Here is a 22,820-nt window from a genome sequence, read left to right as displayed (position 1 = left end):
CCCCGCCCGAGATCGAGTGACCGTCAGCAGCTGCAGTCGCAGTCGCAGCAACTGCAGGACTCGCAGCAGTCCCCGCAGCCGCTGCAGCAGTCGCACGCATCGCAGCAGCTGCCGCAGTCGCACTGGCGGCACAGCCCCTCACGGCGCTGATGGGTCCACGGGTCCTCGAACGTGCCGCAGCACATCTGGCAGGTGCAGGCCAGTCCCGCCCACACCAGGCAGCCCGCGATCAGCCCGCGCCGGTCGCGCGGCGGCTCGGGTGGCAGCGGCGGGCCACCGGGACCACCGGGCCCCGGGGTGTACGGGTTGCCCGGGCTCGGGGCGTACGGGTTGCCGGGCGGCGGCCCGTATGATCCGGCCGGCCCGGTGCCCGGCGCGGCGGCGATCCCGTCCTCGGCCACGCCGTGGACGGTCCCGTCCGTGTGCGTGCCGCGGAGGTTCCCGGACGGCGCCGCGCCGTCCGCCCGGTGCGAGCACGTCGTGGTGCCGAAGGCCCGGTCCACCGACTGCCGGAGCTCGTGGGCCAGCAGCACATGGGCCAGCCTGCCGTCGGTGAACTCGGCGTCCCGCAGCGCCAGCCGCACGCCGCGCACGGCGTCGTCGCACAGCCGCCGGGCCTCGTCCCGGGAAGTGCCGGTCGCGGTGAGCGGGTTCCAGGCGCCCGACGCCGCGTCAGCTTCCTGGTCCTCCACGGCGTCCAGCAGATGCGCCAGGCGCCCGAAGAGGCGGCCCGCCTCGGCCAGCGGCTCCGCGTTCCCCGGCCGCCCGGCGAGCACCGCGGTGTGGGCGAAGGCCGCGGCGGTGGCGGTCTCGGTCGGCTCGGTGACCGTCAGCAGCGGCGTTCCGGGCCCGGCGAGCAGTTCGATGCCGCTCTGCCGGTCGACCGCATCGACGAGGAGCATCGTGTCGAATCCGAGTTGCGCGCCGGTGCGCGCGCCTGCCCGGTCCCACCCGGCGGCGACCCGGCGCGCCGCGGCGGCGACCGGACGGCGCCTCATCCAGCCGTCCCCGTCCGCGACATGGTCCCGCACCTTCGCGGACGCCAGCACCAGCGAGACGGCGGCGGCCAGCCGGGCCCCCTCGCCCCGGGCGACCGGAGCGGTACGCATGGCGCGCAGCGGGCAGGGCCCCGCGGTCCGGCGCCATCCCGTGGTGCGCTCGGACTGAGCCTCCGTCAGGACCGAGACGATCAGGCCGTCGTAGTTGGTGACGACGCGGGCGAACTGCCCGTGGTCCGCGCGAAGCGCGAGGCAGAGCCCGCAGAGATGGGCCATCCACTCCGTCCTCATCCCCTCGGACAGGCGATGGGCGCAGGGCCTGACGATTCCGAACACGACGATCCCCCGAATGTCGTCCACTGTCGCGCCGGGTTCGTGCACCCGCGCGACGAGCATCGTAATCGAGCCATCCGTTCACCCGTACGTGCTGCATGTCACCCGTACGGAGCGGCGCATCACATTTTCTTTCTTTCAGACCATCGATGTAGGGCAAACCCTGACGAACCGCCACATCTTCTGCACCAGTACCGTCACGAATCCCCTGCGCGCCGACTATCCACTTGGCGCACGATCCGCATCATGGACGACCATAGGGATACGAAAGAGATGCGGAGCAACACGGAACCGCGGTGAGAGGAGGCGTCCATGGGATCGGTGCGCAGGGCGAGTGCCTGGCTGGGCCTCGTAGAGGACAACGACGAGCGGTACTACGACGACGACGAGTACGCCGAGGTCGCGCACACCGGGACCGGTCAGGTGTGGGTGACCGACCCCCGGGTGCAGGCGACCGCCGGGAAGGCCGAGGAGACGGACCGTCGGATCGCCACCGTCACCCCGGACAGTTTCCGGGACGCCCGGGCGGTCGGGGAGCTGTTCCGGGACGGCGTGCCGGTGATCGTCAACCTCACGGCCATGGACCCCACCGACGCCAAGCGCGTCGTGGACTTCGCCGCCGGGCTGACCTTCGGGCTGCGCGGTTCGATCGAGCGGGTGGCCACCCGCGTCTTCCTGCTGACCCCGGCCGACACCCAGGTGCTCAGCGGCGAAGCCGTCGGCCGGCCGACCGACGGCTTCTTCAACCAGAGCTGAGCGGGGCGCTCCCCCGACCGTCCTACCGGAACGCGTCGAGACCGGTGAGCGCCTTGCCCAGCACCAGCTGGTGCATCTCCACGGTCCCCTCGTAGGTGAGCACCGACTCCAGATTCGTCGCGTGGCGCATCACGGGGTACTCCAGCGAGATCCCGTTGGCGCCGAGGATCGTGCGCGCGGTGCGGCAGATCCCGATCGCCTCCCGCACGTTGTTGAGCTTCCCGAAACTGACCTGCTCCGGGCGGAGCGTGCCCGCGTCCATCCGCCGCCCGAGGTGGTGGGCGAGCAGGATCCCCTTGTGCAGCTCCACGGCCATGTCCGCGAGCTTGGCCTGGGTGAGCTGGAAGCCGCCGATGGGCCTGCCGAACTGCTCCCGCGTCCGCGCGTAGTCGAGCGCCGCCTCGAAACTGGCGCGCGCCGCGCCCATGGCGCCCCAGACGATGCCGTAGCGGGCGTGGCCGAGACAGCTGAGCGGGCCGCGCAGTCCGGTGACCCCGGGAAGCACGGCATCGGCCGGCAGCCGCACCTCGTCGAGGACCAGTTCGCTGGTGACCGAGGCGCGCAGGGACCACTTGTGCCTGATCTCCGGCGCGGAGAAGCCCGGGGCGTCGGTCGGCACGACGAACCCGCGGATCCCGGCACCCGGCCCGCCCTCGTCGGTCCGCGCCCAGACGACGGCGACCCCGGCGACCGAACCGTTGGTGATCCACATCTTGCGGCCGGTGAGCACCCAGTCCCCCCCGCTCTCGCGCCGGGCGTACGTCCGCATCCCGGCCGGGTCGGAGCCGTGGTCGGGCTCGGTGAGGCCGAAGCAGCCGATGATCTCCCCGGCGGCCATGCCGGGCAGCCACCGCCGCCGCTGCTCCTCGGAGCCGTAGCGGTGGATGGCGTACATGGCGAGCGAGCCCTGTACGGAGACCAGCGAGCGGATCCCCGAGTCCGCCGCCTCGAGTTCGAGACAGGCCAGCCCGTACTGGACGGCGGTGGCCCCCGCGCAGCCGTAGCCGCTCAGGGACATCCCGAGGGCGCCGAGCGAACCGAGTTCGCGGGCCAGTTCACGGATGCCGGGCAGTTCGCCGTTCTCGTACCACTCGGCGATGTGCGGCAGGATCCGGTCGGCCGCCCAGTCCCGGACGGTGTCGCGGATGGCCAGGTCCTCGGGGCCGAGCAGATCGTCGATGCCGAGGGGGTCGGCGGGGTCGAAGGGCGGGAGCTTCGCGGACGGGGTGGTGGACATGGGGAATGCCTCCGGGCGGCTCACGAGTCGCCGGGCCGGACGGCGCGGGCGGTGTCACGGAGCCGGGTGCGCACCCGACCGGTCCCGCTCCCCGCACCGTGGGCCGGCCGACCCGGAACCAGCGGTGTGGGTCATGGCGTCGAGGCGACGTTACGGGTCAGCGCCCCGGCCGTCCAGAGCCGGTCGCCTCCGCGGGCCTGCGGCGGGCCGGCGCCGGGAGCGTACGTCGCGCGGAGCCCTCGCAAGGGGCCTGGCGCGCCTCGGGAACCCCTTCACCCGCACCGGCCCCCTTCGTCACACGGTGAGCCGTGGCCGGGCCCTCCGGTCCGACGGGGGAGGCGGGCGCGTCCTCCGGCTCGACGGCGGGCAGGGCCGGATCCTCCGTCCTGCGCGGCAGCCGCAGCGCGGCGAGTGCCCCGAGCAGCAGGAGGGCCGCACTGACCAGCAGCGTGACGTGCAGTCCCGTGATGAAGGAGCCGCAGGCCGTGGTCCGCAGCGACTCCCCCAGCGGACCGCCGATCCGGTCGGCCACCTGGTACGCCTCGCCGAGGGAGTGCGCGGCGGCCTCCCTGTCGGCGGCGGAGAGGCCCTTGTCGGACAGTTTCGCGAGTCCGGGGGCGTAGGCGGCGTTCATGACGCTGCCGAGAAAGGCGATCCCCATGCCCGCGCCGAGCTGGTAGGAGGTCTCGCCGATGGCCGCCGCGCCGCCCGCCCGGTCGGCCGGGGCGTCGCTGAGCATGGATTCGTACGCCCCGAAGAGCGTGGTCTGGAGCCCGAAGCCGAGTGCGACGAAGGCCGCGGCCAGCAGGGCGGGCCGGTCGTGCCGGCCCATCGCGGTCAGGACCAGCACCGAGGCGGCGGTGAGCACGAAACCCCAGCCGACCATCCGGCGCGGCCCGACGCGGTGCAGTGTGTACGAGCCGGTGGCGCCCGCCGCCATGGCGGCGAACGTGAGCGGCAGCAGCCGCAGACCGGTCTCGAGCGGGCTCAGGCCGAGGACGAGCTGGAGGTACTGCACGGCTATCAGCTGCAGCCCGACCAGGGCCAGCATCGCGACGACGGTGCAGCCGACCGCGGTGGAGAAGGCGGGCCTGGCGAACATCCCGATGTCGATCAGCGGATGCGTTCGCCGCTTCTGGCGGCGCGCGAACAGGACGAGCAGCACCGCCCCGACGAGCAGCGGGACCAGCGCGGTCGGGCTGAGCAGCCCCTCCCCGGCACCCGCCCGCTTCACTCCGAGCACCACGCCGAGCACCCCCGCCGCGGCCATCAGCGCGCCGAACACGTCCCACGGGCCGTCGCCGCCGCCCCGCGACTCGGGCAGCAGCAGGCGGCCGACGGGCAGCACCAGGGCCATCAGCGGGATGTTGATCAGGAAGACCGAGCCCCACCAGAAGTGCTCGACGAGGAAGCCGCCGACCACGGGCCCGGTGGCGGCCCCGACGGCGGCGACCGCCGACCAGACGCCGATCGCCACGGCCCGCTCGCGGCGGTCGGGGAAGACCTGGCGGAGGATCGACAGCGTGGCGGGCATGATCATCGCCCCGCCGACGCCGAGCAGGGCGCGCGCCGCTATGAGCACGCCGGGGGTGTCGGCCAGCGCGGCGATCGCGGAGGCGATGCCGAAGAGCGCGTAACCGAGCAGCAGGACGCGACGACGGCCGACCCGGTCGCCGAGCGTCCCGAAGAGGATCAGCAGCGAGGCGCAGACCAGCGGGTAGGCGTCCACGATCCAGAGCAGGTCGACGGCGCTGGGCCGCAGGTCCTCGGTGAGGGAGGGGACCGCGACGTGCAGCACGGTCGCGTCGAGCGCCACGAGCAGCAGGCTGAGGCAGAGGACGACGAGGACGACCCATCGATTGGCACCGCCGCCCACCGGGCATGACCGGGCTCGGGCTGTGGTCGTCCCGGACATGCATGTACCTCCCAAAAGGTCCCTCGCGCTCGGCGGGCCGGCCGGGTACGCGGCGGACGTGCCGCCCCTCGGGGCCCGGCATCGACGGGCGAGTGATCCGTCAGCGTACGCGAGTTCGGAGAACTCACACGTGGTCCACCTCATACCTCGACGGGCCGTGGAGTGCGGCCTGCGTCACGCGGCGGGTCGCGCTCACCCCTTCGGCCCGCGCGAACGACCTCCGCGCCCGGCACAGAAGGTACTCGCCCCGGTCCGCGGAGCGATCGCCGGGCCCGGCACGGGAACTTTCGGTGACCGGACGGACACCGTCCGCCCTCCCTCCCGTGGTGCGGTTTGTTTTCGTACCGACGCCTCCTGGTATTTTCCGCCCGCGCCAAACACCCTTCCGAAATAAGTGCGAAATGAATGATGCAAAGGCGCGTCGATAAGCTTCTTCGGATCAGAAATTAAGGCCCTGCCGAGACATAGCCCACATCACATCGTCATCACAAAGAGACCTGAACGTCCTGGTCGCGCACTCACTCGCTGTAACGTCGATTGGGTGCGTACCGACATCTTTGCCCGCCTGGACCGGGAGCCGGAGCCGCCGAAGATAGAACCACCACGGATGAGCCGTCACCGTGTCGCTCTCTTCGGCGGGACGTTGGCGTTCTATGTCGCCATCGTCGTCGCCGTGCTGGTCTCCTCCTGGCTGGTGGCGCTGGACTGGAAGGTCATGCTCTTCCGGCCGTATCAGCAATGGCCGGAAATCCATGCGTTCCTCGACTACTACGTCGTGCTCGGCCAGCGCGGTCCCACCGCCACCATGGTCGCCTGCTGGCTCGGCTGGCGCTCCTGGCGGCAGCACACGCTGCGGCCCCTGCTGACGCTCGGTGCGGCACTGCTGCTGCTCAACGCGACGGTCGGCGCGGTCAAGATCGGCCTGGGGCGGCTCGGGCCGCATTACGCGACCCAGATCGGCTCCGCGGAACTCTTCGCCGGCGGCGACATATTTCCCTCGGGTCACACCGCCAACGCGGTGGTGACCTGGGGGATCCTCGCCTATCTGGCCACCACGCCGAGGGCCAGGCGCTACCTGTCGGCCCTCTCGGCGATCGTCTCGCTCGGCGTCGGGCTCACCACCGTCTACCTCGGCACGCACTGGCTCAGCGATGTGCTGCTGGGCTGGGCCGCGGGACTGCTGATCCTGCTGGCGCTGCCCTGGGTCGAGCCGCTGATCGCCCGGACCGAGACCTGGATCTTCGCGCAGCGCGAGAGCCTGCGGGGTCTCGGCCGTCCCGTGCCCTCCGTGCCCGTCCCGGTCGCGGGCCCCCGGACCGAGGCGTTCCCGCTGCCGGACGGCGACGGCGTCCCGGCCGCAGGCCCGGTGCCGGAGCCGGTCGCCGTGGGCGGCCCCCCGGCGACCAACGCGGTCGCGGGCACCCGGCCGCACGCCCACTCGGGTCCGCCGTCGCACCAGGTCCATCTGCCGCGCTCGGAGCGGACCCCGATCACCCCCACCGGCAGCCGTCGGCCGCCGCACCCGGACCGGGTGCCGCGCGGCGGAGCGGCGTCGGCCCGGCCGGTCACCGGCGGCTGACCCCCGCGGGCGGTGAGGCCGGTACGCACCCCGCCTCCCCGGCATGAGTGAGGGCCCCGACGTGGTCGGGGCCCTCACTCATGCCGGGGAGGGGCTCAGCCCACCCAGCAGCGGGTGACGACCGAGTCCGCGACCTCGAAGTTGATCCGCCCGGCCCGGAACTCCATAGTGATGACCGTGCCCGGCGGCACGGATCTGACGGTGGTCCAGCCGCGGGCACGGGCCCGCCGTTCGGCCGTGTCGGCGGCGAGGCCGACGTACGTGCCGGGCGAGTCCTGGGGCTGGACGGGACGGTTCGNGACGCCGACCTCGGTGGCGATCAGGTCGCCGGCGGCGTGCGGGAGCCGGGCGGGGAGGGGCTCAGCCCACCCAGCAGCGGGTGACGACCGAGTCCGCGACCTCGAAGTTGATCCGCCCGGCCCGGAACTCCATAGTGATGACCGTGCCCGGCGGCACGGATCTGACGGTGGTCCAGCCGCGGGCACGGGCCCGCCGTTCGGCCGTGTCGGCGGCGAGGCCGACGTACGTGCCGGGCGAGTCCTGGGGCTGGACGGGACGGTTCGACGAAGTCGTCATACCCCTCACCGTAGGTGTCCGGGGGCCGCGGGGAAAGCCGGGACCGGATCCGTCGCGCGGCATCCCCACATACCTTGCCGGTCACACTTGTGTCACAGGATCACGACATCGGTTCCGGCGTCGTCACGCGCCCCGAACACGCCGCCCACGCCCCGACGCAGGGTAATCGGAAAACTTCGGGAAATCATGCGCGGGGCGCGGAAAATCGAGCGAATCACCTCGTTCCGAGAGACCAGAATTTCTCCGCCCAATATCCGACGTGAACGCTCGTGCCAGCGGGAATTCACGCTTCCTTATGGCACCCTTATCGTCTGGTCACAAATTCTTTTCGGGGGCGCGCGGAGAGGCGGCGGCATCCCGGGACGGCAGGGCTCGGACGGGTACGGGTACGCCGCCCGGGCGGCGGCCGAGGGCCGCCCCGGTGATCCGGCTCCACCGGCTGCGGAGGGAGGCCCCGGCGTTCCGGCCCCACCGGTCACGGAGGGCCGAGGGCCGCGGCAGGCCCGGTTCCGCGACCGGTCCGCAGTGGCCGCCCCGACCTTCCCGGTCAGGCTCCGGGGCCGGGCCCGACCCGTACGCAGAGGTCGTTGTCACCCGTGTAGCAGGCAGTGGCCCGGACCCCTTCCCCGATGTCGCGGCCCGGGTAGACGAAGACGTTCTTGCGGTCCCACACGTCGTCGAGGAGGCGGGAGATCCGCACCGCTCCGGCCCGTTCCCCGGCGCCGGTCCCGGGGACCAGCCAGAGCGACCACAGCCGCTCGCCGCGCACCGGCCCGTCCACGAGCCGGTCGAACGGCAGCGTGAAGGCGAACGCCCCGTCGCTCCCGCCGGCCGGCACCCGGCACACCTGGTCGGGGGCGCCGGTCCACCTCGCCTCCACATGGGCGCCGTCGCCGAGCGCGGCCCCGTACAGGGTGCCCTCGACGGTCATCCCGTTCCCCTCGAAGGTCACCGGCCCGGCCTCGGCGTGCGGTGAGCGGATCCAGCAGTGCAGGGCGAGCCGGCCGTCGACGGTCGGGTAGGGGATGCGGACCGCGACCCGCCCGCCCTCCGGTACGCGGTCCATCAGCAGTCGCAGGTCCCTGATGCCGGGCTCGACCGCCGTCTCCGCGTCGTCGCCCGCGCCCGGCCGTCGCACATGAACGTCCCAGCGGCCCTCGGCGGGCTCCACCGTGCTCGGCAGCACCGCCCGGAACCGCCCCTCCCCCACCGGTGTCAGGGGAAGTCGGAGAGCGGCCCCGTCGCCCCTGCCGCCACGCAGCCGGAGGAGCAGCTCGGGGGCCTCCCCATCGTCACGGCCCGAGCCGGGACCGTGGTGAGCGGAGCCGGGACCGTCCTGGCCGGCGAGACGGTCCTGGCCACCGGGGCCGTCGGATCCGGGGGCGGGGACGTCGAGCTCGAAGGTGATCGACCCGTCCGGACCCGCGACGCAGTCGGCCCGCGGTGCCCGCCGCTCCGCGGCGAGGGTCGTACGTTCTGCGGGGACGGTCATGCGGACTTCCTCCTGCGGATGATGTCTGCGGCCTTGTGGCGCACGGCGTACGCCCCGTCCAGTACGGCGCTCCGGGTCCGGTGCAGTGTGGTGCGCAGCGCGCCGTGCGAGCGGTCGTGCGGGACCCGGGAGGCGAGTTCGGTGAAGAGCCGCTCGTGGCGTTCGGCGATCCGCGCCGGGTCGAAGCGCTCGGATGCGGCCAGCGCGGCGCGTCCGAAACGCCGCCGGGCCTCGTCGTCCTCGATCAGGCCGAGGAGTGCGTCCTTCAGCGCCACCGGGTCGCCGACGGGCACCAGCCGTCCGTCGCTGCCGTCCCCGATGATCTCGCGCGGGCCGTGCGGGCAGTCGGTGGCGACGACCGGCAGGCCGCAGCGCATCGCCTCCACGATGGTCATGCCGAAGGACTCGCGGTCCGATGTGACCGCGGCGATCGACCCCTTGGGCCACTCGGCCTCCAGGGGATCGACCGCGCCCATCAGGAACACGTGGTTGTGCAGGCCGAGTTCGCCGACGAGCGCGAGCAGCGCCCGGCGCTCGTTCCCGGTCGCGTCGCCGGATCCGTAGATGCGCAGCCGCCAGTCCGGGCGGACGGCGATCACGTCGGCGAACGCGCGGACGAGCAGGTCGTACCGCTTGACCCTGTGCAGCCGGCCCGCGGCGACGACCCACTTGCCGGTGCCGTCGGCGGGTGCGATCCGCGGCACGGGCACGCTGTTGGGGATGGCCTCGATGCGCACGCCGGGCAGCCTGAACCCGGCCCGGTAGGCGCGGGCGTCGGCCTCGGTGACGGTGGTGATCGCGTCGAGCAGGGCGTAGCGGTGCCCGATCTCGCGGCGCAGCCGGTAGCCGTGGCTGTCGAGGGTGAGGTGCTCCTGCCCGATCCGCACGGGCCCGCGCCGGGTCTGCCTGCTGATCTGCACGTTGAGCCCGGGGCGGGTGCCGACGACGACGTCCGCGTCCAGGGAGCGCAGGTGGTCCGCCACCCGGGCGTCGGTCAGCCTGCTGTACTGCCGGTACCTGCTGTCGCCGCGCGGGAACACGGACGCGGGGCGGGCGTGGTCGGCGGCATCGCCGTCGTACGTCGGGCTCTTCTTCCGCAGATCGACGAGGTGCCCGAGGCGGACGCCCGCCGGGGCGCCCAGCACCGGGACGTCCCGGTGCCGGAACACTGACACGATCTCCACGTCATGGTGCTCGGCCAGCGTCCCGGCGAGGTTGAACGTCGTACGGATCGTGCCCCCGACTCCATAGGCGTTGTGGAGCAGGAAAGAGATGTGCATGAAGTGCCATGGCTCCTGGTTCGGCGGGTCAACGGCGGGCCGCACTTGCCAGGACGGGTCGGATCGGCCATCGGTTCATTCCGCACCTGGACCAGTTTCAGCCACCTTTGCGTTCACCTGTTTTCCTGATTTATCGACGTATCGGTGAACCGCTGCACAGCAGATTGGCCCACCTCACCCGGCACCAATCGTTGTATATAGGGCGCAACCACCCCTCGGAACCTGAGATTCACTCTCTACGTCAGATGGTTCGATTACGTTCCCTTTCTCGCGTGACCCCTGCCTCGGATCGCCCGTTGTCCTTTTCATGAGCCGGGAAGCGCCCGGCGCACGCACCGAGTTCGAGGAGCCACCCGTGCCGCGCATGCTCGACGTCAGCGAGGACGTACGCGCCGAGATCGGCGACGCCGAAGCCGACCGACTGCTCGTCGGCGACAACACCCCAGGCAGTTACGACTGCACCTCGTGCCGTACCCCCGGCGACTCCGAACAGGAACGCACCAGCACGGTCCTCTTCGTCGGCGAGGAGACCGCCGTCCTCGCCTTCGCCCACGCGAGCTGCATCCCCTCACAGGTCGTCAGGGTCGCGGAGGAGCAGTTGCAGGGCGCGGTGCGCAGCATCACCGGCGGGGAGACGGAGCCGCAGGGCCGGCGGGTGCTTCCGGAGGGCGTCGGCGCCGAGCAGGCCGTCCTCGGGATCACCAGCGGACTCGTGCTGATCGACGACGATCTCCACCCGGCGCTCGTCGTCGAGCCGACGGGCGCGATCGTCCGCCCGGGCACGGACGGCAGCCGGGGCGACGAGTTCCTCCAACTGCTCCTGGAGCAGGGCTTCCAGCCGGTCCATCGGATGGAGCAGGTGCCCGCGGCCCTGCCCGGCTGGTCGATCCTGCTCGCCATGGGTCGGCTGCACGCCGTGCTCCAGCCGGGCACCGACGGCGGACCCCAGGTCGCCTGGTGGCAGGCGCACGCACCGCTCCAGGTCACCGAGGGCTGGCGGACCGCGGCCAACAAGACGCGGACGGTGCTCGTCTACGCCGCTCCGGCGGGGGCGATCGGCCAGCAGCCCCGCGAGGACCTGCTGCGCGACGCCCTGGACAAGGCCGCCGCGAACGGACTCCTGGTCGCCGCGGCGATGCCGCTGGCCGGGACCTGATTCGCGCTCATCGGGCCCCGGGCCTGTCTTCGGGCCGTCGCACGGCGTGCGACGGCCCGAAGACAGGCCCGGGGCCGCGGCGAACAGTTAATTCTCGGCCGGGCCCGCATCCGACGGACCCCGGGGTCGTTGGCACATACGTGCACTCATACGACTCCTCCCGTCAGCGCCCGAGCCCGATCCCTGCCATGCGCCCCTCGNTCGGCCAGCAGCCCCGCGAGGACCTGCTGCGCGACGCCCTGGACAAGGCCGCCGCGAACGGACTCCTGGTCGCCGCGGCGATGCCGCTGGCCGGGACCTGATTCGCGCTCATCGGGCCCCGGGCCTGTCTTCGGGCCGTCGCACGGCGTGCGACGGCCCGAAGACAGGCCCGGGGCCGCGGCGAACAGTTAATTCTCGGCCGGGCCCGCATCCGACGGACCCCGGGGTCGTTGGCACATACGTGCACTCATACGACTCCTCCCGTCAGCGCCCGAGCCCGATCCCTGCCATGCGCCCCTCGCGGGAGCCCTCGGGCGGTCAGTCCCAGACCCCGATCTACGACGCGCTGTACTCGGAGTACCGCCGGTCGTTCCGGGCGCTGCCGGGCGATCGTAGCGGCGAGGAGAATCTCGGCTTCGTGGCTTTCGGCCTCGGACTGCTCGGCGGGCGCGCCCCGCTGAACGGCCACTCCTCCGGTCACCCGGCGGGCCTCTCCACCGGCCTGTCCGTACACAGCGTGTCCTCCGCGCACGGCGGGTCCACCGGACGCCATGGCGGCGCGGCCTCCCCCACCGGCGGTCCCGCCGCCTGGCAGCGGGTGGGGCGGCATTCCGGGCGGGCCCAGGCCGCTCTCCCACCGGGCTCGCGCGGCGTCTGAGCCGCATGACGAAGCCCCGGACCGCATCGTTCACGAACCGGTCCGGGGCTCCGTCACGCACGTATGGGCGTTACGCGGCCGGGGGCGGCAGGGAGCGGGCTCATGCCGTCCTGCGGCTGCGCCCACCGCGTTGTCGTCGGCCGCCGATGTGCCCCGTCGGCTCCTCCGCCGCCCAGTGCTGTGGCCGGCAAGGTTTGCCCGGAAGGAGCGGCGTCCGGTGCGTGCGATCGCAAGGCGGCCGAAAGCCCACGTAGCCCGCTACGAGGGCTTTCGGCCAACGCCGAAGGGGGTCCCCCCCTGGCCCTTAAGGCCTTGGGGGAGTGCGTGCCGGGCGGTGCGACGGGGCAAACGTTGCCGGGAGCGGCACTAGCGGCCGAAGCCGCACGACGACGCTCCCTGTCGGCCCCGGGCCGTTACTTGTTGCGACCGCGCTTCTCGCGGACCCGCACCGAGATGTGGATCGGCGTGCCCTCGAAGCCGAACTCCTCACGCAGCCGACGCTCGACGAAGCGCCGGTAGCCGTGCTCCAGGAAGCCGGAGGCGAACAGCACGAACCGCGGCGGCTTGGTGCCCGCCTGGGTGCCGAAGAGGATCCGGGGCTGCTTGCCGCCGCGGATCGGGTGCGGGTGGGAGGCGACGAGTTCGCCGAGGAACGCGTTCAGCCGTCCGGTGGGGACACGGGTCTCCCAGCCGGCGAGCGCGGTCTCGATCGCGGGGACCAGCTTCTCCATGTGGCGGCCGGTGGCCGCGGAGACGTTGACCCGCGGGGCCCACGCGACCTGCGCCAGCTCCGTCTCGATCTCGCGCTCCAGGTAGTAGCGCCGCTCCTCGTCGAGGGTGTCCCACTTGTTGTACGCGATCACCAGGGCACGCCCGGCCTCCACGGCCATGGTGATGATGCGCTGGTCCTGGACGCTGATGGTCTCGCCCGCGTCGATCAGGACGACGGCGACCTCGGCCTTCTCCACGGCGGCGGCGGTGCGCAGCGACGCGTAGTAGTCCGCGCCCTCCTGGAGGTGGACGCGGCGGCGGATGCCGGCCGTGTCGATGAACTTCCAGGTGACGCCGCCGAGCTCGATCAGCTCGTCGACCGGGTCGCGCGTGGTGCCCGCGAGCTCGTTGACGACGACGCGGTCCTCGTTGGCCACCTTGTTGAGCAGCGAGGACTTGCCGACGTTCGGACGGCCGATGAGGGCGATCCGGCGGGGGCCGCCGACCACGGCGCCGAAGCTCTGTGCCGGGGCCTCGGGCAGTGCTTCGAGCACGGCGTCGAGCAGGTCGCCGGTGCCGCGGCCGTGCAGCGAGGAGACCGGGTGCGGTTCGCCGAGACCCAGCGACCAGAGCATGGCGGCGTCCGCCTCGCCGCTCTGGCCGTCGACCTTGTTGGCGCACAGCACGACGGGCTTGCCGGCCCGGCGCAGCAGCTTGACGACGGCCTCGTCGGTGTCGGTGGCGCCGACCTTCGCGTCGACCACGAAGACGACCGCGTCGGCCGCCTCGATCGCGTACTCGGCCTGGGCGGCGACGGAGGCGTCGATGCCCAGCACGTCCTGCTCCCAGCCGCCGGTGTCGACGACCTTGAAGCGGCGGCCCGCCCACTCGGCCTCGTAGGTGACGCGGTCGCGGGTGACCCCGGGCCGGTCCTCGACGACCGCCTCGCGGCGGCCGATGATCCGGTTCACCAGTGTCGACTTGCCGACATTGGGGCGTCCGACGACGGCGAGGACGGGCAGCGGCCCGTGCCCCGCGGCGTCGATCGCGCCCTCGATCTCCTCGGCGTCGAAGCCCTCCTCCGCGGCGAGCTCCATGAACTCCGCGTACTCGGCGTCGCCAAGCGCTCCGTGCTCGTGGTCCGAGCCCCCGGAGTGAATCTGGTCGTTCATGAAGTCCGTTCCTCTTTGCCTCATCATCGATGGGCCGCCATCGAGCGGCCCACTACTCAAGTCTTACGCAAGGGAGCCCCATGCCCCTCTGCGGGCGCACGGGACGCCCTTCACCGCCCGGTGAAACGCCGGGCCTCCTCCAGGTGGGCGGTCAGCCTCGCCTGGATCCGCGCCGTCGCCGCGTCCAGCGCCGCGCGGGTCCGGCGGCCGCCCACCGCCGCCGCCTCGAAGGGGTCCCCGAACACGACGTCGACCCGGCTGCGCAGCGGCGGCAGCGCACGTACCAGCCGACCGCGGCGCTCGGTGCTGCCCAGGACGGCCACCGGCACGATCGGTGCCCCGCTGCGCACCGCGAAGTACGCGAGCCCGGCGCGCAGGGCCGCGAAGTCGCCCTCGCCCCTGGTGCCCTCGGGGAATATCCCGAGGGCACCGCCGTTCTCCAGCACCCCGAGGGCGTTGGTGATGGCGGTGCGGTCGGCGGTTGTGCGGTCCACCTTCAGCTGCCCGATTCCGCGCAGGAACGGGTCGAGCGGGCCGACGAACGCCTCCTTCTTGATCAGGAAGTGGACGGGCCGGGGCGCGGTGCCCATCAGCATCGGACCGTCGATGTTGTGGGAGTGGTTCACCGCGAGTATGACCGGTCCGGTGGTGGGCACCCGCCACGCGCCGAGGACGCGGGGCTTCCACAGCCCGTACATCAGGCCGATCCCGATCCCGCGTCCGACTGCGGCGCCGCGCGGTGAGGGCGAGCCCGTGGTGGCTCGGGTCACTTCGCGGTCCGCTTCTCCTCGACGAGGGTGACGACGCACTCGATGACCTGCTGGAGGGTCAGCTCGGTGGTGTCCACCTCGACGGCGTCGTCCGCCTTCGCCAGCGGCGAGGTCTTGCGGCCGGAGTCCGCCGTGTCGCGCTTGATCAGCGCCTCCTTCGTGGTGGCGAGGTCGGAGCCCTTGATCTCCTTGCTGCGGCGGGCGGCACGTGCCTCCGGGGACGCGGTGAGGAAGATCTTCAGGTCGGCGTCGGGCAGCACCGTGGTGCCGATGTCGCGGCCCTCGACCACTATGCCCAGCTCGGCCGCCGCGGCGATGGTGCGCTGCAGCTCGGTGATCCGGGTGCGCACCTCGGGGACCGCGCTGACGGCGCTGACCTTGGCGGTGACCTCCTGGGTACGGATCGGGCCCGAGGCGTCCGCGCCGTCGACGGTGATCGTCGGGGCGGCCGGGTCCGTGCCGGAGACGATGACCGGCTTGGCGGCGGCGGTCGCCACCTCCGCGGCGTCCGCGACGTCGATGCCGTTGTTCAGCATCCACCAGGTGATCGCCCGGTACTGGGCGCCGGTGTCCAGGTAGCTCAGACCGAGCTGGGCGGCGACGGCCTTGGACGTGCTCGACTTGCCGGTGCCGGAGGGGCCGTCGATGGCGACGATCACTGCGGCCGGGGCCGTCCGGGCGGCGGCGCTTGCGGTTTCCACGGCGGTGGACACCTTCCTGGTACACGGGGTGGGCGGACAGGGCGCGCGCGAACCCGCCCCGCACAAGGTTACCGAGTGTCGGGACGGTCCTCCGCACCCCTGTGGACAACCGCCCGGGACCGCCGCCCGGAGCGCCCGTCGCCGGGCTCGCCGCCCGCCGGGGACGGGCCCGCTCCGGACGGACGGCGTACGGCCTACTGCCGTATGGCCCAGCCGCGCTCGCGCAGGGCCGCGCTCAGCCCGAGAGCGGCGCTGGGCTCGACCATCAGCTGGACCAGGCCCGCCTGCTGCCCGGTGGCGTGCTCGATGCGCACGTCCTCGACGTTGACCCCGGCCTGTTCGGCGTCGACGAAGATCCGGGCCAGCTCGCCCGGCCGGTCGCTGATGAGCACGGACACCATCTCGTACGAGGCGGGGGCCGCCCCGTGCTTGCCGGGCACCCGCACCCGGCCCGCGTTGCCGCGGCGCAGGACGTCCTCGATGCCCTCGGTGCCCTCGCGCCGCCGCTCGCCGTCGGCGGACTCCAGGGCGCGCAGCGCCCGTACCGTCTCGTCGAGATCGGCGGCGACCCCGGCCAGCACGTCGGCGACCGGCCCGGGGTTGGCGGAGAGGATCTCCACCCACATCCGGGGATCGGACGCGGCGATCCGGGTGACGTCCCTGATGCCCTGGCCGCAGAGGCGCACGGCGGTCTCGTCGGCCTCCTCCAGGCGGGCGGCGACCATCGACGAGATCAGCTGCGGGGTGTGGGAGACCAGGGCGACGGCCCGGTCGTGGGCGTCGGCGTCCATGACGACCGGGACGGCGCGGCACAGCGCGACCAGTTCCAGGGCGAGATTGAGGACCTCGGTGTCGGTGTCCCGGGTCGGGGTGAGGACCCAGGGGCGCCCCTCGAAGAGGTCGGCGGTGGCCGCGAGGGGGCCGGACCGCTCCTTGCCCGCCATCGGATGCGTGCCGATGTACGGGGCGAGGTCGACGCCGAGCGCCTCCAGCTCGCGGCGCGGGCCGCCCTTGACGCTGGCCACGTCGAGGTAGCCGCGGGCGACGCCGTCGCGCATGGCACTCGCCAGTACCGGGGCCACGTGGGCGGGCGGCACGGCCACGACCGCCAGGTCGACACGGTCCTCGGGCGGCTCGTCCGTACCGGCGCCGAGCGCCGCCGCGGTGCGGGCCGACTCGGGGTCGTGGTCGACGAGGTGGACCTGGATGCCGCGTCCGGCCAGGGCGAGGGCTGCGGAGGTGCCGACGAGGCCCGTTCCGATGACGAGGGCGGTTCTCACTGGGCGATGTCCTTGCGGAGGGCGGCGGTGGCACCGAGGTACACGTGCGTGATCTCGGACTTGGGAAGGTACGTCTCGACATGCGCCAGGATCCGCACCACGCGGGGCATGGCTCCCGCGACGTCCAGCTCCTGGGCGCAGATCAGCGGCACGTCGACGATACCGAGCCCGCGCACCGCGGCCGCCGGAAAGTCGCTGTGCAGGTCGGGGGTGGCGGTGAACCAGATGCTGATCAGGTCGTCCGCGACGAGGCTGTTGCGCTCCAGGACCGAGGTGAGCAGGGCGCCGACCCGCTCGGCCATGTGCCCGGCCTCGTCCTGATCCAGCTGGACGGCTCCGCGGACCGCTCGAACCACCACGTCGTGCTCCCGACTCTCGCGTACATGATCCTTCCGCGCGACCAGCCTAAGGTCTGCCCGGCTGAGCGCCGGCGGGCGCCCGACGACGGCTGCGGCGCCTCGCCGCGCTGCCGGAACGCCCGCACAGGTCCGGTGGGCGGGCGCCCCGCCGCCTCGCGATCCACCGCATCCGACGCCGCGCGCCGGCCCACCACGAATGACGGGACGGACCTCGGCAGGGCGGCGCCCAGCAGGCCGCCGAGGTCGTTTCCCGCCATGGTTCCGCCTTTCCGGAGGTGATGATTTATCGACAATGTCGATCAGAACCCCGGCCTCCGCCACTTGAACGCGGCGGAGCCGCCATCGGCCCGGGCCGCAGAAGAGGCGCGGACCCGCGAGGGCCCGGACCGCCGACGGGGGCGCGGCGGTCCGGGCAGCGGAGAACTCCCGGCGCGGGACGCGCCCGCTCGCGTAGCCTCGCGGGCATGATCACCCCCGATCCCGAGGCTCTGGTGCGCGATCACACGGTCTACTCGTGTGTGATGGGCTCGCGCGCCTTCGGGCTCGCCACGGACGGCAGTGACACCGACCGGCGCGGCGTCTTCCTCGTGCCGACCCCGCTGTTCTGGCGGTTCGACAAGCCGCCGACGCATGTCGAGGGGCCGGCGGAGGAGCAGTTCTCCTGGGAGCTGGAACGCTTCTGCGAACTGGCCCTGCGCGCCAACCCCAATGTGCTGGAGTGCCTGCACTCGCCGCTGGTGGAGCGCATCGACGACGTGGGCCGTGAACTCCTGTCCCTGCGCGGCGCGTTCCTGTCCCGGCTGGCCCATCGGACCTTCGTCCGGTACGCGCTGGGGCAGCGCAGGAAACTGGAGGCGGACGTCCGGCAGTACGGGGCGCCGCGCTGGAAGCACGCCATGCATCTGCTGCGGCTGCTGACCACCGGCCGTGATCTGCTGCGCACCGGCGAGCTCGTGATCGAGGTGGGGCCGGCCCGGGAGGAGTTGCTGGCGGTCAAGCGCGGCGAGGTGCCCTGGCCGGAGGTCGAACGCCGGATGACCCGGCTGGCGGAGGAGAACGACGAGGCCGTACGGACCTCGCCGCTCCCCCCGCAGCCGGACCGCTCCCGCGTGGAGGACTTCCTCGTGCGCACCCGCCGGGCGTCCGCGCTGCGAAACGACCAGGGGTGAGCGCCTCCCGGGCCGGACGAGTCCCGGTCAGGTCCGCCCGGCGGCCGAGGGCGTGACCGGGGGACGGGGCGTCGGCCGCGTCCGCACCACGAGGTCGTGCAGGGCGTCGAGTCCTCCGGCCGCCTCGGGGAGCGCGGACTCCGCCTGCGCCCGGTCGAGCACCTCGTGCAGCCTCTCGACGTCCCGGGACACCCCCGTGCCGTCCACGTCCTGCGCTCCCACGTGCTCGGCCTCGGCCTTCGCGGCGATCAGCTCGGGCAGATACGCCGGGGCGGCGACCTCGCCGAGCAGCGTCGGCAGATGCGCCGTCACCTCGCCGCTGCGCATCAGATGGATGCCGGTGAGCAGTGCCCGGAACGTGTAGAGCAGGGGCTTCAGTTCTCCGGTCTTCTCGTGGAGCGCCCACTGGGTGCGGGCGAAGCCGCGGTAGTGGTGGGCGTGGCGGCGGGTGAGCACGGCGGGGGCCAGGTCCGCCAGTTCCGCGTGCGGTCCGCTCGTGCGCACCACGAGCGGGGACAGCAGCTGTTCGAGCACGTAGCCGTTCGGTTTCAGCATCAGCCGGACGAACTTCCGCAGGTCGTGGGTGACGAGGTCCATCTCGACCCCGTCCCGGTCCCACATCCGCGAGCGTGTCTCCTCGGGCGGGCGCAGCCCGAGGAGATCCTCCGCGGGCAGGAGATGGACCCCCCGAAGGTCCACGTCCGAGTCCCTGGACGGAAACCCGTACAGATGCGCCCCGGAGACCGTGACGAACACCAGCGGGTCGCGTTCCCCGGCGAGGACCGGGTCGAGGTCCGTGACCGGCAGCCCGGCCTCCTGGAGGTGTTCCGTCTTCGTACGCATGGATCAAGCGTCCCAGAGCGCCCCCAGTGCCAACAGGTCGCTGCGGTACTCGATCCGCTCCGACCACTCCTTGGGCCAGGCGCCCGCTCCCAGGTGGGCACCGGCGAACGCACCGGTGAGGCAGCCGAGGGAGTCCGAGTCGCCACGGGTGCAGGCGGCCCGGCGCAGGGCGGTGACGGGGTCCTCGGGAAAGAGCAGGAAGCAGTGCAGGGCCGTGGCGAGCGCCTCCTCCGCGACCCAGCCGTCGCCGGTGGTCTCGCAGGGGTCGGTCTCCGGGGACGGGTCGCGCACCGCGTCCTGGACACGGGCCAGGGCATCGAGGCATTCCTCCCAGCCGCGCCGGATGTACTGCTCCGGGGAGGAGTCGCCCGCGTACCGCCACAGGTCGCCGAGCCAGCGCGTGAGATAGCGTCCGCTGTTCTCGTAGGCGTAACTGCGCAGCTGCCCGATCAGGCCCGTCGGCTCCGCCCCCTGCGCCAGCAGGTACACCGCGCGGGCCGTCAGGTCGGACGCGGCGAGGGCGGTCGGGTGGCCGTGGGTGAGGGCCGCCTGCAACTGGGCGGCGCCGGAGCGCTGTTCGTCGCTCAGCCTGGGGACGAGCCCGACCGGTACGACCCTCATGTTGGCGCCGCAGCCCTTGGACCCGGTCCGGCTGGCCTCCTGCCACAGCCGGTCGCTGTCGAGCAGCCGGCAGGCGGTCATGCAGGTACGGCCCGGGGCCCGGTTGTTGTCGGGCGAGTGGTACCAGTCGACGAACTCCTCGCGCACCGGGCGGACCAGTCGCAGCGGGGTGAGCAGCCCGCGGTCCATGGCGGTGCGTATGCCCCGCGCCAGGGCGAGCGTCATCTGGGTGTCGTCGGTCACGTACGCGGGATTCGGCAGCCGCATCTGCCGCCATGGACCGCACTTGGCGAGGATCGACGGCACGTTGTTGAACTCGGTCGGGAAGCCCAGCGCGTCGCCGAGCGCGAGCCCGGTGAGTGCTCCGGTGGCGGCCTGCTTGGTGGTGGTCCTGGTCACGATCACGTGGTTCTTCCTTCCGGTGTCGTCAGCGGTCTTGCGGTGTGTCAGCGGTCTTGCGGTGCCGGGAACGGTCTTGCGGTGCCGGGAACGGCTGCCCGGCGTCAGGAGTGGCCTTCCGGCCTCAGGAGCGGGGGGTGCAGGGCGGTGGCGGCGCCCGCCCGGTAGAGCGCGGCGGGCTTGCCGCGTCCGCCGGTGCGGCGCGGCGGTCCCTCCACTGCCTGGACGAAGCCGGGTGTGGCGAGGACCTTGCGCCGGAAGTTGGGCCGGTCGAGCGTGACGCCCCAGACCGTCTCGTACACCTGCTGGAGTTCCCCCAGGGTGAATTCGGGCGGGCAGAACGCGGTGGCCAGGCAGGTGTATTCGAGCTTGGCGCCGATCCGGTCGTAGGCGTCGGCGAGGATCCGGTCGTGGTCGAAGGCGAGTGGACCGGTGGCCCCGGCATCCCACCAGCGGGCGCTGGCCGCGTCGCCGCCGCCGCGCGGTTCGGGCAGGTCGGGGACGAGTGCGGCGTACGCGACGGAGACGACCCGCATCCTCGGGTCCCGGTCCGGGTCGCTGTAGGTGCGCAGCTGTTCCAGGTGGAGGGCCGAGGCCGTGTCCGGGGTCAGCCCGGTCTCCTCGGCGAGTTCCCGGCGGGCGGCGTCCTCGGCGGACTCGTGGGGCCGGACGAAGCCGCCGGGCAGTGCCCAGCAGCCCTTGTACGGGTCCTCGCCCCGCTCGACGAGCAGGACGTCGAGCCGGGTGGCGTGGACCGTGAAGACGGCGAGATCGACGGTGACCGCGAACGGTTCGAAGGCGTACGGGTCGTAGCCCGCGGGGACACCGGTGCTCATCATCGGCGCTCCGGGAGGGGCGGGGCGAAGTCCCAGCCGGCGGCGAGCAGGGCGTCGACGGCGTCGACGGCGGTGGCCAGGCGTTCCGGGTGGGGCCCGGTGAGTTCGACGAACCGTCTTCCGGTACGGGCGAGTTCGGCGCGGAAGCGGTCGGTCATCCAGGGCCGCAGTTCCTCGCCGTCGCGCAGCCCGTCGTCCTCGAACGCGACGCCCTCGTGGTCGGTGAGCAGCCACAGGTGGTGCGGGACCCGGTCGGCGATCTCCTCGACGAGGGGATTGCGTCCACCGACGTAGCGTTCGTGCCAGACGGTGGTGGCGAAGGAGTCGGTGTCGCAGATCAGCACCGGCGACCCGGCGCGCGCGGCCGACTCCTCCGCGTCGTTCTGCGCCCGGGCGATCAGCGGGAAGTCCTCCGTGCCGAAGGTGACGTCCTCCCACTGGGCGTCGGGCCACCGGGAGCGCAGCTCGGCCAGCTTCCGTTCGCTGAACTCCCGTCCGTACTCGGCGACGTACCCGGTGCGCGCCCAGACCCCGCCGCGCCGCCGGTAGTGGTCGGTGAGCGCGCGGGCCATCGTCGTGGTGCCGGTGGATTCCGCGCCGAGGACGACGACCCGGCGGGCGAGCGCGGCCCGGACGGGCGGTTCGAGGAAGTCCCAGCAGCCGACCGGGTCCTTGCGGACGGCGGTGCCGGAGACCGGGAAGACCGTGCGGTCGGGATCGACGCAGACGGGCACGGCACCGAATCTGCGGGCCAGCTCGTCCCCGTACGACTCCGAGGTGAAGACGGCGTCCACCGGTTCGGGCACGGCCCGGGTGAAGACGGCCATGTGCGCGTCCCAGATCGCCGGGTCGTGGAGGTCCATGGGGATGTCGTCGACGGCGCCCACGACCCGTACGTCCGGGTGCGTCTCCCGCATCCAGGCCACCCGTTCGGCGAGCGGCACGGATTCGACGGAGGCGGCGCAGACCAGGACGGTCAGCCGCTCGCACCGGTCCCGCGCGGTGCGCACGAGGTGGTGGTGACCGGCGTGCGGCGGATAGAACTTGCCGAGGACGAGCCCGTGCCCGAAGCGCTTCACGCCGTCACCTCCACGGGCCGCTGCGGCTGCTGCCGGGCGGCGAGATCGCGCCGCCAGTTGCGCAGGCCGGCCAGGCACAGCATCAGGAATCCGATGTACAGCAGGGAGGTGAGGTAGAGCTCCTTGTGCGCGTAGAGCGGGATGTACACCACGTCGGCGGCGATCCAGAGCCACCACGACTCGACGAGTTTGCGGCACTGCCCGTACGTGGCCGTCAGGGACAGCGCGGTCGTCAGGGCGTCCCAGAAGGGCACGGTGGAGTCGGTGGCACGGTCCAGCAGGACGGTGAGGGCGCAGGTCCCCACCGCCCCCGCCGCGAGCAGCAGGACCCATTCGGTGCGCGTGGTACGGCGCACCGGCAGGTCGGGCGCACCTGGTCCACCCCCGTGGGTCCAGGTCCACCAGCCGAACACGGCGAGGGCGATGAAGACGACCTGGAGGCCGGCGTCGGCGTACAGACCGGACTGGGCGAACAACACGATGAAGAAGAGGTTGTTGGCGATGCCGATCGGCCAGTTGGCGATGTGCTGGCGGGCCACGAGCCAGACACAGAGCGCCCCGCTGCCGAAACCGAGTACCTCGGTCCAGCTGACCGGGGTGCCGAGGATCGTCACCAGGGGTTGCTGCAGAGGATCGAGGACATCCGCGAGACTCACTCCCGCCTCCTTAATAGTCACTCTGACTATAAAGGAGGAACGG

General features: G+C 72.6%; 22 protein-coding genes and 1 pseudogene. 5 read left to right on the top strand and 18 right to left on the bottom strand.

Translation table 11 applies throughout. The features are described from left to right. Nucleotides 1-23: 23 nt before the first annotated feature. Nucleotides 24-1,274 (bottom strand): DUF5685 family protein, encoded by a 1,251-nt coding sequence (locus AMK22_RS35245; protein WP_073791641.1) that lies wholly within the window; start codon nt 1,272-1,274, stop codon nt 24-26. Nucleotides 1,275-1,643: 369 nt separating this feature from the next. On the opposite strand from AMK22_RS35245, the gene AMK22_RS35240 reads away from it, so the two are divergent. Further along, nucleotides 1,644-2,087, top strand: a complete 444-nt coding sequence (locus AMK22_RS35240; protein WP_073791627.1) for a cell division protein SepF — start codon at nt 1,644-1,646, stop codon at nt 2,085-2,087. Nucleotides 2,088-2,109: 22 nt separating this feature from the next. On the opposite strand, the gene AMK22_RS35235 is transcribed toward AMK22_RS35240, so the two are convergent. Both AMK22_RS35235 and AMK22_RS35230 read right to left on the bottom strand, forming a co-directional pair. Continuing rightward, nucleotides 2,110-3,324, bottom strand: coding sequence for an acyl-CoA dehydrogenase family protein (locus tag AMK22_RS35235; RefSeq protein WP_073791626.1), 1,215 nt, complete (start codon nt 3,322-3,324; stop codon nt 2,110-2,112). Nucleotides 3,325-3,481: 157 nt separating this feature from the next. Then, the gene (locus AMK22_RS35230; RefSeq protein WP_073791624.1) at nt 3,482-5,239 is read right to left on the bottom strand and encodes an MFS transporter; all 1,758 of its coding nucleotides are present in this window, start codon (nt 5,237-5,239) and stop codon (nt 3,482-3,484) included. A 541-nt stretch (nt 5,240-5,780) separates the two neighbouring features. Between AMK22_RS35230 and AMK22_RS35225 the strand changes: the two genes are divergently transcribed. Continuing rightward, nucleotides 5,781-6,818: a phosphatase PAP2 family protein gene (locus AMK22_RS35225; protein WP_073791623.1), complete on the top strand. Its 1,038-nt coding sequence runs from the start codon at nt 5,781-5,783 to the stop codon at nt 6,816-6,818. A 95-nt stretch (nt 6,819-6,913) separates the two neighbouring features. Here AMK22_RS35225 and AMK22_RS35220 read toward each other — a convergent pair. The 5 genes and pseudogenes from AMK22_RS35220 to AMK22_RS35205 form a co-directional block, all read right to left on the bottom strand. Next, nucleotides 6,914-7,116, bottom strand: a pseudogene (locus AMK22_RS35220) (I78 family peptidase inhibitor); the annotation flags it as partial. 62 nt (nt 7,117-7,178) lie between these two features. Next, nucleotides 7,179-7,394, bottom strand: coding sequence for an I78 family peptidase inhibitor (locus AMK22_RS35215; protein ID WP_073791622.1), 216 nt, complete (start codon nt 7,392-7,394; stop codon nt 7,179-7,181). 92 nt (nt 7,395-7,486) lie between these two features. Then, complete coding sequence (locus AMK22_RS39315; protein WP_143203646.1) at nt 7,487-7,681, bottom strand: hypothetical protein; 195 nt, start codon at nt 7,679-7,681, stop codon at nt 7,487-7,489. 260 nt (nt 7,682-7,941) lie between these two features. Then, complete coding sequence (locus tag AMK22_RS35210) at nt 7,942-8,886, bottom strand: transferase (RefSeq protein ID WP_107430714.1); 945 nt, start codon at nt 8,884-8,886, stop codon at nt 7,942-7,944. Continuing rightward, nucleotides 8,883-10,166: a glycosyltransferase family 4 protein gene (locus AMK22_RS35205; protein ID WP_073791621.1), complete on the bottom strand. Its 1,284-nt coding sequence runs from the start codon at nt 10,164-10,166 to the stop codon at nt 8,883-8,885. Before AMK22_RS35205 ends, AMK22_RS35210 begins: the two co-directional genes overlap by 4 nt. Before the next feature lie 355 nt (nt 10,167-10,521). Between AMK22_RS35205 and AMK22_RS35200 the strand changes: the two genes are divergently transcribed. Both AMK22_RS35200 and AMK22_RS35195 read left to right on the top strand, forming a co-directional pair. After that, nucleotides 10,522-11,322, top strand: a complete 801-nt coding sequence (locus AMK22_RS35200; protein ID WP_073791620.1) for a hypothetical protein — start codon at nt 10,522-10,524, stop codon at nt 11,320-11,322. A 490-nt stretch (nt 11,323-11,812) separates the two neighbouring features. Further along, nucleotides 11,813-12,181, top strand: a complete 369-nt coding sequence (locus tag AMK22_RS35195; protein WP_073791619.1) for a hypothetical protein — start codon at nt 11,813-11,815, stop codon at nt 12,179-12,181. Nucleotides 12,182-12,594: 413 nt separating this feature from the next. Here the strand turns inward: AMK22_RS35195 and der are convergent, their stop codons facing one another. From der to aroH, 5 genes are all read right to left on the bottom strand, one after another. Beyond that, nucleotides 12,595-14,064, bottom strand: a complete 1,470-nt coding sequence (gene der / locus AMK22_RS35190; protein WP_073791618.1) for a ribosome biogenesis GTPase Der — start codon at nt 14,062-14,064, stop codon at nt 12,595-12,597. A 110-nt stretch (nt 14,065-14,174) separates the two neighbouring features. Next, on the bottom strand, nt 14,175-14,834 hold the full coding sequence (locus AMK22_RS35185; RefSeq protein ID WP_073791617.1) for a lysophospholipid acyltransferase family protein: 660 nt from the start codon (nt 14,832-14,834) through the stop codon (nt 14,175-14,177). Beyond that, entirely contained in the window at nt 14,831-15,547 is a 717-nt protein-coding gene (gene cmk / locus AMK22_RS35180; RefSeq protein ID WP_073791616.1) for a (d)CMP kinase, read from the bottom strand. Before cmk ends, AMK22_RS35185 begins: the two co-directional genes overlap by 4 nt. A 182-nt stretch (nt 15,548-15,729) precedes the next feature. Continuing rightward, nucleotides 15,730-16,815: a prephenate dehydrogenase gene (locus AMK22_RS35175; RefSeq protein WP_073791615.1), complete on the bottom strand. Its 1,086-nt coding sequence runs from the start codon at nt 16,813-16,815 to the stop codon at nt 15,730-15,732. After that, complete coding sequence (gene aroH / locus AMK22_RS35170) at nt 16,812-17,174, bottom strand: chorismate mutase (protein ID WP_073791614.1); 363 nt, start codon at nt 17,172-17,174, stop codon at nt 16,812-16,814. The genes AMK22_RS35175 and aroH overlap by 4 nt, the downstream gene beginning before the upstream one ends. Nucleotides 17,175-17,638: 464 nt before the next feature. On the opposite strand from aroH, the gene AMK22_RS35165 reads away from it, so the two are divergent. Next, nucleotides 17,639-18,343 (top strand): nucleotidyltransferase domain-containing protein, encoded by a 705-nt coding sequence (locus AMK22_RS35165; protein ID WP_073791613.1) that lies wholly within the window; start codon nt 17,639-17,641, stop codon nt 18,341-18,343. Between the two features lie 27 nt (nt 18,344-18,370). Here the strand turns inward: AMK22_RS35165 and AMK22_RS35160 are convergent, their stop codons facing one another. From AMK22_RS35160 to pnuC, 5 genes are all read right to left on the bottom strand, one after another. Continuing rightward, nucleotides 18,371-19,186 (bottom strand): nucleotidyltransferase domain-containing protein, encoded by an 816-nt coding sequence (locus AMK22_RS35160; protein WP_073791612.1) that lies wholly within the window; start codon nt 19,184-19,186, stop codon nt 18,371-18,373. A 3-nt stretch (nt 19,187-19,189) separates the two neighbouring features. After that, the gene (locus AMK22_RS35155; RefSeq protein WP_073791611.1) at nt 19,190-20,212 is read right to left on the bottom strand and encodes an ADP-ribosylglycohydrolase family protein; all 1,023 of its coding nucleotides are present in this window, start codon (nt 20,210-20,212) and stop codon (nt 19,190-19,192) included. 98 nt (nt 20,213-20,310) lie between these two features. Further along, nucleotides 20,311-21,042 (bottom strand): NUDIX hydrolase, encoded by a 732-nt coding sequence (locus tag AMK22_RS35150; RefSeq protein WP_073791609.1) that lies wholly within the window; start codon nt 21,040-21,042, stop codon nt 20,311-20,313. Continuing rightward, complete coding sequence (locus tag AMK22_RS35145; protein ID WP_073791608.1) at nt 21,042-22,121, bottom strand: AAA family ATPase; 1,080 nt, start codon at nt 22,119-22,121, stop codon at nt 21,042-21,044. Before AMK22_RS35145 ends, AMK22_RS35150 begins: the two co-directional genes overlap by 1 nt. Next, nucleotides 22,118-22,777: a nicotinamide riboside transporter PnuC gene (pnuC, locus tag AMK22_RS35140; protein ID WP_073791606.1), complete on the bottom strand. Its 660-nt coding sequence runs from the start codon at nt 22,775-22,777 to the stop codon at nt 22,118-22,120. The genes AMK22_RS35145 and pnuC overlap by 4 nt, the downstream gene beginning before the upstream one ends. Between the last annotated feature and the right edge of the window lie 43 nt (nt 22,778-22,820).

Origin of the sequence: Streptomyces sp. CB01580 (assembly GCF_001905795.1) — a bacterium.
Classification (GTDB): Bacteria; Actinomycetota; Actinomycetes; order Streptomycetales; family Streptomycetaceae; genus Streptomyces.
The sequence above is the reverse complement of the archived record's forward strand: the minus strand, read 5'-3'. Positions and strand labels throughout refer to the sequence as shown.